Origin of the sequence: Mesorhizobium sp. LSJC285A00 (assembly GCF_000503155.1) — a bacterium.
In the GTDB taxonomy this organism is placed as follows: domain Bacteria; phylum Pseudomonadota; class Alphaproteobacteria; order Rhizobiales; family Rhizobiaceae; genus Mesorhizobium.
Genome location: NZ_AYVK01000002.1, coordinates 48,088 through 60,110 on the forward strand (window position 1 = coordinate 48,088; position 12,023 = coordinate 60,110).

The following is a 12,023-nucleotide window of genomic DNA, read 5'->3' on the forward strand; positions in this document are numbered from 1 at the left end:
GATCAGGGTGTTTGCTGGGTTGATCGACGTACATTCTTAAAGCGGAGTGCGTCGACCTTGTTCTAACGTATTCATGTGGGCCGTACCGCCGCCAGGCCTATGCTTGGCGCACTTGCGGCTTTCCATCCGAGGGCGGGCCAACGGATCCGCGTGCAATGATGGCGGTCGGCAAAACGAGCCTTTCCGCCGGGCGGGAATCTCCCTTCAATCGCCGGATGAGCAATTCCGCGACGCTCTTGCCAAGCGCGTAGACGGGCTGGTCGATAACGGTGATGGGCGGCGTGGTGACGCTCGTCCAGTCCGCATCATGGAAAGTGATGAGCGAAATGTCGTCGGGAACCCGCAGGCCCCGCTCGCGGGTCACCTTGAAGATCTCCAGCGCAATGACGCTGTCGGAGGCGAGGATCGCCGTCGGCCGATCCGGCGCCGACAGCATCTCGCCGGCAACCCTGCGCGTTTCGGTGGGGCTTGTCGCGCCAAGGCGAACAAAGCGTTCTGGCCGATCAAGTCCGGCCTCTCGGCACACGGTGAGGAAACCGTCGATGCGCTCACGGACCGACGAGGTGTAGATCTGCCCGAGATCGCGGTACTCGTGCCCTTCGGCGTCGACCGCGGTCACATAGGCGATGTTGCGGTGGCCGGCATCGGCTAGAAAGCGGGTCGCCAGCATGGCGATGCCGCGATCGTCGGTCGTGACCGTATCGACATCCAGATCTGCCAGCGCCCTATCCAGCAGGGCAAGCGGTCGGCCCGAGCGGTGGATATCGCGCAGGTGCGCGATGTCGCGCGATTCCGACGGCGTGACGATCAGCCCGTCGACGCGCTTGCCGATGAGCAGTTTCACGGCCGCCTTTTCCGCCTCGATCTTCTCGCCGGAATTGGCCAGGATGACGTTGAACCCGGCTGCCTTTGCCGCGTCGCTGATGCCGCGTACCGCGAGGCTGAAGAACGGGTTCTCGATGTCGCCGACAACCACGCCGATGATGCCGGAGCGGCCGGTCGTCATGCTGCGGGCGAGCTCGTTCGCACGATAGTCCAAGGCCTTGGCCGCGGCCATGACTTCCGCGCGGATCATGTCGCTGACGACGCCGTATCCGCCGAGCACGCGCGCGGCTGTCGCTTTCGAAACATTGGCCGCACGGGCGACGTCGCTGACCGTTATCGACGGGGTCTTGGGGGCGGTTCTTTTCATCAGATGACGACTACAAGAGTTGTTGACGGGTGGTCAACGTGGCGATAACGTTTAGCAAAGAGACCGGTCTCACACAATATGAGACCGGTCTCTTTAGAGGGAGTGGAGCCGAGAGGCGTGACGGACCGTGATCTCGGCAAGGGCATGTCGGGGCGCCAGATGGCGGCTCGACGGAAATACCAAGAAGAACAGACCTTCAGAGTGGAGAAAGACATGAGCAGCAAAGAAATTCTCAAGTCGTTGATGTGCCCGGTCAGAACCGGCGCAATGGCTCTTATGGCGATGTGCCTCGGCGCCGGGCTGGTTTCAGGAGCGGCCGCCGCGGATGACAATCCCTATGGCCTTATTGATGCGAAGGTCATCAGCGTCGGAACCATGGGCGATGCCAAACCCTACGCTTTCACCCAGGCCGATGGGTCGTTCACCGGCTTCGACATCGAATTGTTCCGCAACGTCGCGAGCCGCCTTGGATTCAAGCCCGACCAGGTGATCTTCACCGGCCAGGAATTCTCGGCGCTGATGCCTTCGGTTGCAAACGAGCGCTTCGATGTCGCGGTCGCGGCAATCGGCACGACTGAAGCACGCAAGAAGACCGTCGACTTTTCCGACGGGTATATCGCAGGCTATCTCTCCGTGCTTACCGCCGACAAGTCGATCACGTCGGCGGACGGGCTCAAGGGCAAACGTCTCGGCGTCGTGCAAGGCACGCTCCAAGAAATCTACGCGGCGAAGAATTTTGTCGGAACCGATCTCGTCAAATTCCCCGACAACAACTCCGCCGTTTCGGCGCTTAACAACGGAACCGTGGATGCCCACTTCCTCGATTACGAGGCTGCCAAGGACTATGGCGTTCGCTATCCGAACCTGAAGATCGCGGTCAATATTCCTTCCTTCGACGCGCCGGCCGGCTTCGTCCTGCGCAAGGGCAACGACAAGCTCGGCAATGCGCTGAACACCGCCCTTCACGCGGCCATGCAGGACGGCACCTGGAAAACGCTTTACGAAAAGTGGTTCCCCGGCTCGCCGATGCCCGACCAGTATCTTCCCAAGAAGTAGACCGTACCCGGCCGCTGGCTCTCATGCCGGCGGCCGGATTACGCAGCCGTCCTTGATGCGGACGATGTGAATAGCGCAACCGAAAGGGGGGCAAATGAACTGGCTCGAAAACCTGCGGCGCAGTTTCCTCGACTGGCAGGCCATGGCGGACGTGCTGCCCAGCATGATCACCATCGGATTGAAGAACACGTTGATCCTCGCCGCCGCGTCGACGGTGCTGGGTGTCATTCTCGGCATGATCCTGGCGGTCATGGGCATCTCGCAATCGCGCTGGCTGCGCATTCCGGCGCGGGTCTACACGGATATATTCCGTGGGCTGCCGGCGATCGTCACCATCCTGCTGATAGGCCAGGGCTTTGCCCGCATCGGCCGTGAAATCTTCGGCCCTTCGCCCTTTCCGCTCGGCATTCTTGCGCTGAGCCTGATCGCCGGCGCCTATATCGGCGAAATATTCCGCTCGGGCATCCAGAGCGTCGAGCGCGGGCAGATGGAGGCCTGCAGGGCGCTCAGCATGAGCTACGGCCAAGGCATGCGCCTGATCGTGATCCCGCAAGGCATCCGCCGCGTCTTGCCGGCCCTCGTCAACCAGTTCATCGGCAACGTCAAGGATTCAAGCCTTGTCTACTTCCTCGGTCTGCTCGCCTCGGAGCGCGAGATCTTCCGTGTCGGTCAGGACCAGGCAGTGGTCACCGGAAACCTCTCGCCATTGCTTCTGGCCGGCGTGTTCTATCTCGTCATCACCGTGCCGTTGACCCATGTGGTCAACTACATCGACAACTCGCTGCGGGTCGGAAAGCAAAAGGCCGGCCTCGTCATCAGCGGCCTGGCCGAAGTGAGCGAACTGGAGGGCGCCACCGGCAGTGCACCTTCGGAGGCCGGCTCTGATGCCCGCTCAGCGCTGCCCCGCTTCAAGGGCGGCAGTCTCGCCATCACCGATCTCGACATGGCCTATGGCGACCTCGATGTTCTCAAAGGCGTCAGCCTGGCAGTCAAGCCTGGCACGGTCACATGCGTGATCGGCCCATCAGGTTCGGGCAAGTCGACCCTGCTGCGCTGCCTCAACCGCCTGGTCGAGCCCAAGGGCGGTGAGGTGTTGCTCGATGGTGCGAGCATCCTGGCGATGAAGCCTGAAAAACTGCGCCGGCGTGTCGGGATGGTTTTCCAGCAGTTCAATCTGTTTCCCGACCACACCGCGCTCGAAAACGTCATGCTGTCGCTGACCAAGGTAAAGGGGCTCCCTGTACAGGAAGCTGAGCGCATCGCCGAGGCGCGCCTTGCCGACGTCGGGCTTGCGACCCGCAAACACCATCGTCCAGGGAGCCTTTCCGGTGGCCAGCAGCAGCGTGTGGCAATCGCTCGTGCATTGGCGATGGACCCGGAGGTCATCTTGTTCGATGAGGTAACAAGCGCACTCGATCCCGAACTGGTGAAGGGCGTGCTCAACCTCATGGCGGATCTCGGCCGGCGCGGCATGACAATGGTCGTGGTGACACATGAAATGGGCTTCGCCCGCAAGGTCGCCGATCAGGTCGTCTTCATGGATGAAGGCCGCATCATCGAGGCCGGCACGCCTGCAGCGATTTTCGACACGCCGAAAAGCCCACGTCTGAAGCACTTCCTTGCCGAAGTGCTTTGATCACGCATGAGCCCTTCAAGACGGCCGCCCAAACCAACCTCCACCAGTGAAAGATATCTCATGGCTGCATCACATCAGGTTTCCAAGGTCGTTGTTGTCGGCGGCGGCATTTTTGGCGTCTCCTCGGCCGTTCATCTTGCAAGGCTCGGCATCGAGACCGTGCTGGTCAATGATGGACCGCTCGCCAAGGGAGCTTCCGGCCGCTCGCTCGCCTGGATCAATTCGGCGCGCAGGCGCTCGGCTGAATATCATCGCCTGCGCATGATCGGTATCGACCGCTACCGCAGTTTGTCGGCGCGATGCCCGGATGCCGCCTGGCTGCGTTTCGACGGTGGCCTGACGTGGGATGCGGACGATGCCTCAAACGAGATCGCCGATGTCTTCGCTCACGAAAAACGTCTCGGCTATGATGCGCAGCATCTGTCCGCGGACGCCATAAGGTTGGTCGCGCCGGGTGTCTGCGCAAGCGCTGTCACGCCTCAAGGCGCGATCTTCAACGCGGGTGAGGGCTGGGTCGACCTGCCGTCGCTGATCGAAATATTGATCGCGGAATTCGTGGAGCGGGGCGGCCAGGTGGTCACCGAGGCCGGACGCGCTACCGTCACCGTCGCCAACGGCCGCGCCACCGGCGTCACCACCACCAGCGGGATCAGCTTCGCCGCCAACGCGGTGCTTCTGGCGACCGGTGCGGATGTGCCGCGAATGGTCGCCGTGGCCGGTCAGCGTATTGCCGATGGGACACCGATCGCGCTGCTGGTCAGGACCAAGCCAGTCGACTTGCCGCTACGCGCCGTGCTCAACACGCCGCGCGTCGCCATCCGGCCGACGCCTGATGGCGCCCTCGCGCTCGATTCTGCCTGGTCGGAAGAAGAGGTGGTAGTCAATCCGGACGGGACTTATCGCGTAAAAGCATCGACCATCCAGGGGCTTCTCGACGAAGCGTCGAATGTTCTCGACGGTCATCCGAAATTGGAATTGGAGAGCTACGGTGTCGGGCCCAAGCCGATCCCCGGAGACGGCGAGCCGGTCTTCGGCCAGTTGCGGGAGATCGAGGGGTATTACGTCGCCTTCAGCCACAGCGGCGCAACACTTGGCTTGATTGCCGGCGAACTGCTTGCAACCGAGATCGCCACCGGAACAGAGCACCCACTCCTTGCAAGCTTTCGACCGTCTCGATTTTCACTTTAGCCCGCCAATTCGCCTCGGAATGGGATGTAATGTGGCATGCCTGGAGTTTCGCTAGCCGAGACGGCGGCCGCCTGGCCGCTTACGCGCACCTGACAAGCGAATATGTTCCGGAACATTTTCTCCACGTTGAAGTTGGACAGCGCCAGGACCGTCGTTCGTCCAAGCTCAACCAGCGCTGAGAAATTCCATGACCAACCAACACCCCAAGACTAAACAGCCCACGGACAAGGATCTGCGAGACAACCCGGGAATCGGCACCTCGAAGGGCGCGGTCAAGGGCGGCGATATGCTCGACGAGAACGATGCTCTCGATGGGGACAATACGTTCGAAGGCGATGTCGAGAACGATGTGACGCCTCAGGGCGGCATCAATCCTGACCAGACCGGACGCACGAACAAGTAGGAGGCGCCTTGCCATGGCCGGCCGGAAGACCCACGAGCAGCAGCTGCGCATCATCGAAAAGCGCGAGAACACCAGCAATGCCGGCGACGATTTCAATGCCGAGGATGAGCTGAAGAGAACCAAGCAGGAGCGCGAGGCGCGGCAAGACGGCGCCAATCTGCGCGACGAGGGCGTGGAATTGACCGACAAGGATGATCGCCAGATGATCCGCGGCGAAAACCAGGAGAGCGAGCACCACAAGCGCAGGCAGGACGACTAAGCCTGTCGTCTTCAAGGCTATCGAGGAGCCATGCCAGACTACCGGCACGCCAGGCACCGCATGGTCGAGGCACACATCGCCCGCCGCGGTGTGCGCGACGAACGAGTCCTTTCGCCACTGAGGCGGAATCCCGCGCGGGAAATTCGTCGACGAGGGGTGCGAGGAGTTCGCCTATGGGGACGGTCCGGGCGGCGTTGCGCTCTGGCTATAGGGACCTGCGAAGACGCGACCTGAACATCGGCCAGCTCTGCCGCGAGCGCTTTTGGCGATCAGGCAGCCTCGGCCACTACGTGCAATCCTCGGCCTCGCAACAGTTCGATGCCTTCGTCTGGTTCGATCGCACCTCGCCTGTTCAGCCGCTGACTGCCGAACACGCCTCATCGAGTGGTAATACCTGACACGTTTCCCTTGGGCACCTGAGTAGGCGGCCTTGCCTTCGGGCACGGAACATCTCACCGACTTTCTGGTTAGGCAGGCCGGATGAAGGGAGCTTTGCGCATGGCCACTAATTTGGAAGACGGCAAGACCGCTCAATCTTCCGACGAGTTGCATGGCGGCAATCGCGGCGGCAACAAAGACCAGCGTAAGACTGACAAGACCGCGAACAAGAGCAGCCAGGCGGCGGGATCCGCATCGCGGTAAGGACTGAGACATGCCGACCGCCGCGGACATCCTCATCGAGACGCTGATCGACTGGAACGTCGATATCATCTTTGGCCTGCCGGGCGACGGCATCAATGGCATCATGGAGGCGCTGCGCAAGCGGCAGGACCGCATCCGCTTCATTCAGGTGCGGCACGAGGAATCCGCGGCGTTCATGGCGTGCGCCTATTCAAAATGGACAGGCAAGCTCGGTGTCTGCCTCGCAACTTCCGGCCCTGGCGGCACACACCTCCTGACTGGACTCTACGATGCCAAGCTCGACCAAGCGCCGGTGCTCGCCATTACCGGCATGCAGTTCCACGACCTCATCGAGACCTTCACCCAGCAGGATGTCGACTTGACGCGCGTCTTCAGCGATGTCGCCGTCTTCAACGCGCAGGTCTCCGACGCGGCGCATATGGAAAGCCTGGCCGGTCTCGCCTGCAGGTCGGCGCTGGCACGTCGCGGCGTTGCGCATCTGTCGATCGCCAGCGATGTGCAGGAGCACACGCTCTACCAAGCCAAGCGCTCGAAGCGCAACAAACCGTCGCATACGCCGGATCGTTGGTTCGAAGGAAGCAGGCTTCCCGACGAAGAACAACTTGCGAAAGCCGCCGAGATCCTGAACGGGGCGACGAAGGTCGCGATCCTCGCCGGTCGGGGCGCGCTTGGTGCCAGGCACGAGTTGGAAGAGACGGCGGAGCTGGTTGGTGCCCCCGTCGCAAAGGCCTTACTCGGTAAGGCTGCCTTGCCCGACGATCACCCGCTGACGACTGGCGGCATCGGAATTCTCGGCACGCTGCCGTCGCAGGAAATCATGGAGGAATGTGACGCGCTGCTCGTCGTCGGCTCGACCTTTCCCTACATCGAATACTACCCGAAGCCGGGACAGGCGCGCGGGGTGCAGATCGAGCGCGACCCGCAGCGCATCGGCCTGCGCTATCCCGTTGAGGCCGGCCTTGCCGGCGATGCCGCCGTGACGCTGCGATTGCTGAACAAGCGCCTGAAGCGCAAGGATGATCGCAGCTTCCTCGAGAAGGCGCAGGCGGGCATGCGACGCTGGCGCGAGATGATGGCGCAGTCGGAGCAAAAGGCCGCCACTTCGCTCAAGCCCCAGGTGGTCACACGCGCATTTGGGAAACGATTGCCCGATGAGGCGATCCTGGTTGCCGATTCCGGCCAGAACACCGAGATGGCGGCCCGCCATATCGAACTGCGTGACGGGCAGGCCTTCGGCGTCTCGGGCGCGCTGGCCTCGATGGCATGCGGACTGCCCTACGCGATCGCCGCGGGCCTGGCCTTTCCCGGCCGGCCGGTCTTTGCGGTCGTCGGCGACGGCGGTCTCGCGATGCAGCTCGGAGAGTTCTCGACGGCAGTTCGGTACCGGGTCCCACTCAAGGTGCTCGTGCTCAAGAACGGCATGCTCAATCAGATCGCCTGGGAGCAGATGATGTTCCTCGGTAACCCGCAATTCGCCTGCGAACTCCAGCCCATCGACTTCGCCATGGCCGCCGAAGCCATGGGCGGCATTGGCTACAGCGTCTCTCGCTCCGAGGAGGTGGAAGGCGTTCTCGACGCTGCCCTGGCTGCTGAGGGTCCGGTGGTCATCGAGGCCGTGGTCGACCCGTACGAACCGATGATGCCACCGAAGATGCCGCCGGATTATGCGAAAAATTTCCGCAAGGCGCTACCGGATACCCCCGGACGCGCGGAAATCGAGGCGAATGTGGCGCAAGAGCCGCTGAGGTCGATGATTACCGCTGGCGAGAAAGAATGACGAGCCACGCAAGAAGGAGCACGAGTTGAAGAAGACGGACAGCGGCACCGCAAATCGCGGTTCGCCGGACCTCATGGGCGGCGACCAAGCGTGCGAGTCCGAGGAATGGGGCGGTGGCTCGAAAGCCGCCAAGGGATCGATCACGGAACCGGATCGACACAACCGCAACTCCAGCCAAAAAAGGAGCTGACATGCAGGATGCCCAGCAGAAATATCCTCGGCCGCCGCTTCCCGAACAGCAGCAGGACATGCCCGGCTACACCGACGAGATGGATCCACGGCCCGACCACGGAGAGGAGAGCTATCGCGGCAGCGGTAAGCTGACGGACCGCGTCGCGCTGATCACCGGCGCGGACTCGGGCATCGGCCGGGCGGTGGCTATCGCGTTTGCACGCGAAGGCGCCGACGTCATGATCTCCTATCTTGAAGAGGACGAAGATGCGCAGGAGACGGCGCGCTTGGTCGAGGAAGCGGGGCGCAAGGCGGTGCTCGCACCCGGCGACATCTCGGACGAAATCTTCGCGCGGTCGCTTGTGCAGCGAGCTATCGATGAATGCGGGCGCCTGGACATCCTCGTCAACAATGCAGCCCACCAGGCGTCGTTCGAGAAGCTGGAGGACATCAGCGCGGAGGAATGGGATCTCACCTTTCGCACCAATGTCTATGCGATGTTCTATCTGTCCCAGGAAGCAGTGAAGCACATGGAACCCGGCTCGACCATCATCAACACATCCTCAATCAACGCGACTAGTCCCTCGCCGGCACTGCTTGCCTACGCCACTACCAAAGGAGCGATCGCCAACTTCACCGCCGGACTTGCAGGACTGGTAGCTGAACGCGGCATTCGGGTAAACGCGGTCGCTCCCGGGCCGATTTGGACGCCGCTGATCCCGTCGACAATGCCCTCTGAGAAGGTCAAGGAGTTCGGGAAGAACACACCGCTCAAGCGTCCCGGGCAACCGGCAGAGCTTGCAGCGACCTATGTGCTGCTTGCCTCGGAAGGATCGAGCTACACCACCGGCGCACTCTACGAGGTCACCGGTGGACGGCCGATGCTTTGAGCGAGCGTACCTGCCAGCTCCACGGCGCCCACTCCCGGTAGCACACCGACATGTGGCGAGGCTCATGCGCGATCAGGATCGCGGACAACCGCCACGTCCGCAAACTGGTCGAGGCGGATGCCGAAGCCTCCCACCAGACCCTGAACCGGAGGTTGGTAGACGGGAAGCTGACTTCACTCCGGGTTCAACCGGAGCGTCAGCTTTCGGGGAGGGGCAAACGCTGGGTGAATGTCCCCGATAGGCGCATTGCAGCCATGCCGCCGTCGCGTTGTGAGACTGATTTGGCGACCAGCAAAACAGCAGCCTCTACGACTCGTCCCTCTCATCGCGCAAATTAGACACAACGCGGCGGTTCTGCGACCTGCAGGCGGAGTCGGGGCAGTCGCGGACCAGCCTGTCCTTGCCGTAGCCCTTGGCCCACATGCGGTTCCGGTCTATGCCGCCGGCGGCGAGGTAGTCCATCACCGCATCGGCGCGCTGCTGTGACAGCGCCGTTTCGCTTGCGCCGGGATCGTCGGCGAAACCCTGCAGCTTGAGCAGCCAGCGCGGATGCTTTGTCAACCAGGCGATCTGGGTGTCGAGGGTGGCCTTGGCGACAGAATCGAGCGCGGCCGAACCTTTCGTGAAGTAGGTGCGGCGGCCGACATTGAGGATAAAATCCTCCTCGCTGCCCGGCTGCACGTTCTGGAAGCCGGCAATCTCGGCGTTGGTGACGTCGGGCGTCGACGGGGCCAGCGTGTTGCTGGTCGAGCAGGATGTGGCCACAACCAGCAGGCCGGCGGCGAGCAGCCGGCGCGTGTTTTCAATCATGCGGTTCATGATGCGCCAATCATTCGACAGTGGTGGAAGCGGGCGCCTGGTCGGCGATGTGCGGCAGGACCTCCACCGCGGTGCCGATCGGGCACCGCTGGTAGAGGTCGATGATGTCTTCGGGGAACATGCGGATGCAGCCGCTGGAAGCGTCGGTGCCGATGCTCCATGGCTCCAGCGTGCCATGCAGGCGGTAGCCGATGTCGGCGCCGTCGCGGTACAGATAGAGCGCGCGCGGCCCGAGCGGATTGTTGGACGCGCCGCCTGCGATCATGGGCGGCAGGTCCGGTTTGCGCTCACGCATTTCGGGGGGCGGGACCCATTGCGGCCACAGCGCGCGGCGATCGATCGTCGCGCGGCCGTACCATTTGAAGCCTTCCTTGCCGACGCCGACGCCGTAGCGGATGGCAGTCTTGTTTTCCATGATGAGGTAGAGGAAGTGGTGGCGGGTATCGACCACGACGGTGCCGACCGGCTCGCTGCTGAAATACTTGACGATCTGGCGATGCCATCTCTTGTCGATCTTGGCGAAGTTGGTCTTGCGATAGACGAAATCGTTATCGCTGGCGGTACCGGCGAAAAAGGATTTTGCCCCCGCGGCTTGAACAATATTGCTGGTTCCACCGACCGCGACCAGCGCCAGACCGCCGAGCACGACACCCCTGCGTGATAAAACCATCGGCAATCCCCCATGCCTTAAGCCTGGCGAACCATAGTTGAGAATGATTCCGGCTCAAAGTGGAAAATGCTGCAGTGGGTGGGCCGCAAGCGGTCTGTCCGCTTGACGGCAAAATAGCGGCTGCCCGCCGGCTCACGCCGGCGGGCTTTTTTGTGCGGACGGGAACATCCTCGCTCCAAGGGTGTTTTGTCACACCCGGCTCGTTCTTCATCGGTCGTGCCGGTGACCAAGATGTCCCCTCATTCATCATGGTCGGCCCGCGCAGCCTTGACCGCACGCGCGGGCCATCCCATCACAAGGCCCGCTGGCTCACGCTGGCGGGTTTTTCCGCGTCCATGCGCCGACACTCATCTTCGCATGCCTGTCACAACGAGCCAGGCGGATTCCAGTATCCGCACGCGGCGAGGAGGACTTGCGACATGCCTCGCTGCGGGATTTTCGCGATGAGTCTACCTGGCTCCCGCTGAACGCCATGGCCTGACCACCGGGCGCGTTGCACGACCTTCAAGTCGAAAAAGCCCGCGGCAATCGCACCTTAGGCGAAGAGGCTTTGCTTTGTTGATGCAGTTGTCATCGCATCAATCGTGGGTAGCAACGCGGTTGTTGCGTGTTGTTGGAGAGATGGGGTTTCCCGAAAAGAATGAACATGCGCAGACAAAAGAAGCGAGCAGGATGGCCGTGAGTACATCTGCCAAATATCTATTACCTCATATGCGCTCGCTCCTCGGAAGGCGATCCCGCCACCCTCTCGACAGTGAAGATGGCGGGATCTCAACCGGCGACAAGGGACTTCGATCGACGGTGGGTTTCCAATTCGGCGTCCGGCTGCGTGTTCCGCCGTTCGGGCTTCTTCCAACCGCAATCAGACGCAAGTCCTATCCCATAAGACTGATGGCCAAATTCGGAACATCCGCTGAAGCATTGCGTTCGGCAGCGTGAAACCCCAAGGCAAAGGATGACTAATCATGTCGAATTGCGAGACTGCAAAATCACATTCGTTAGGAAATCGCGTGGCTGATCTCACAGCCAAGATGCGTGAAGCGCAGATTGACGCGGGTGAAATGATGGCCTTCCACAAGGTTGCAACTATGTTGGAGGACAGCCAAGGACGTATCAATGGCGACGACTTGATCGCCGCATCCTTCGTTCTGCTGGAAGACCGAGCGCCCGAGTGACCTTGCGTTGGTCGGCTTCGATCGTTCCTCGATCAGCAATGCGAAGCCTTTTTTGTCACGGCTGGCGTCTCGCGGGACTGCGGGAATAGCTCAAGCCTAAAGGGTGCTGGCCGGGCGCCTAACAGCCAAGAGACACCGCTTCGGG

14 protein-coding genes are annotated in these 12,023 nt (G+C 62.0%); 11 read left to right on the top strand and 3 right to left on the bottom strand.

The window, feature by feature from the left end; translation table 11 throughout:
- Window positions 1–97 precede the first annotated feature (97 nt).
- Window positions 98–1,192 (bottom strand): LacI family DNA-binding transcriptional regulator, encoded by a 1,095-nt coding sequence (locus X726_RS164955; protein ID WP_023667753.1) that lies wholly within the window; start codon window positions 1,190–1,192, stop codon window positions 98–100.
- A 213-nt stretch (window positions 1,193–1,405) separates the two neighbouring features.
- On the opposite strand from X726_RS164955, the gene X726_RS164950 reads away from it, so the two are divergent.
- The 10 genes from X726_RS164950 (at window position 1,406) to X726_RS164915 (ending at window position 9,214) form a co-directional block, all read left to right on the top strand.
- Window positions 1,406–2,248, top strand: coding sequence for an ABC transporter substrate-binding protein (locus tag X726_RS164950; RefSeq protein ID WP_031214528.1), 843 nt, complete (start codon window positions 1,406–1,408; stop codon window positions 2,246–2,248).
- A gap of 94 nt (window positions 2,249–2,342) precedes the next feature.
- Window positions 2,343–3,884 (top strand): amino acid ABC transporter permease/ATP-binding protein, encoded by a 1,542-nt coding sequence (locus tag X726_RS1000000172185; protein ID WP_023667755.1) that lies wholly within the window; start codon window positions 2,343–2,345, stop codon window positions 3,882–3,884.
- 60 nt (window positions 3,885–3,944) lie between these two features.
- On the top strand, window positions 3,945–5,072 hold the full coding sequence (locus tag X726_RS164940; protein WP_023667756.1) for an FAD-binding oxidoreductase: 1,128 nt from the start codon (window positions 3,945–3,947) through the stop codon (window positions 5,070–5,072).
- A 187-nt stretch (window positions 5,073–5,259) separates the two neighbouring features.
- Window positions 5,260–5,475, top strand: a complete 216-nt coding sequence (locus tag X726_RS164935) for a hypothetical protein (protein ID WP_023667757.1) — start codon at window positions 5,260–5,262, stop codon at window positions 5,473–5,475.
- 13 nt (window positions 5,476–5,488) lie between these two features.
- Window positions 5,489–5,734 (top strand): hypothetical protein, encoded by a 246-nt coding sequence (locus X726_RS164930; RefSeq protein ID WP_023667758.1) that lies wholly within the window; start codon window positions 5,489–5,491, stop codon window positions 5,732–5,734.
- A 173-nt stretch (window positions 5,735–5,907) separates the two neighbouring features.
- Window positions 5,908–6,132 carry a hypothetical protein gene (locus X726_RS1000000170340; RefSeq protein ID WP_023667759.1) on the top strand — a complete coding sequence of 75 codons (225 nt, stop codon included), beginning with the start codon at window positions 5,908–5,910 and terminating at the stop codon, window positions 6,130–6,132.
- 82 nt (window positions 6,133–6,214) lie between these two features.
- The gene (locus tag X726_RS1000000170345) at window positions 6,215–6,376 is read left to right on the top strand and encodes a hypothetical protein (protein ID WP_023667760.1); all 162 of its coding nucleotides are present in this window, start codon (window positions 6,215–6,217) and stop codon (window positions 6,374–6,376) included.
- Window positions 6,377–6,386: 10 nt separating this feature from the next.
- Window positions 6,387–8,153 (top strand): thiamine pyrophosphate-dependent enzyme, encoded by a 1,767-nt coding sequence (locus tag X726_RS164920; RefSeq protein WP_023667761.1) that lies wholly within the window; start codon window positions 6,387–6,389, stop codon window positions 8,151–8,153.
- 25 nt (window positions 8,154–8,178) lie between these two features.
- Window positions 8,179–8,343 (top strand): hypothetical protein, encoded by a 165-nt coding sequence (locus X726_RS1000000171010; RefSeq protein ID WP_023667762.1) that lies wholly within the window; start codon window positions 8,179–8,181, stop codon window positions 8,341–8,343.
- Window positions 8,344–8,401: 58 nt separating this feature from the next.
- Window positions 8,402–9,214 (top strand): SDR family oxidoreductase, encoded by an 813-nt coding sequence (locus tag X726_RS164915; protein ID WP_280940448.1) that lies wholly within the window; start codon window positions 8,402–8,404, stop codon window positions 9,212–9,214.
- A gap of 306 nt (window positions 9,215–9,520) precedes the next feature.
- Here X726_RS164915 and X726_RS164910 read toward each other — a convergent pair whose 3' ends face one another.
- Window positions 9,521–10,033 carry an OmpA family protein gene (locus X726_RS164910; RefSeq protein WP_023667764.1) on the bottom strand — a complete coding sequence of 171 codons (513 nt, stop codon included), beginning with the start codon at window positions 10,031–10,033 and terminating at the stop codon, window positions 9,521–9,523.
- Window positions 10,034–10,043: 10 nt separating this feature from the next.
- Window positions 10,044–10,703, bottom strand: coding sequence for a L,D-transpeptidase (locus tag X726_RS164905; RefSeq protein ID WP_023682764.1), 660 nt, complete (start codon window positions 10,701–10,703; stop codon window positions 10,044–10,046).
- A gap of 1,010 nt (window positions 10,704–11,713) precedes the next feature.
- Between X726_RS164905 and X726_RS0134410 the strand changes: the two genes are divergently transcribed.
- Entirely contained in the window at window positions 11,714–11,878 is a 165-nt protein-coding gene (locus tag X726_RS0134410) for a hypothetical protein (RefSeq protein ID WP_023667766.1), read from the top strand.
- The last annotated feature ends 145 nt before the right edge of the window (window positions 11,879–12,023 follow it).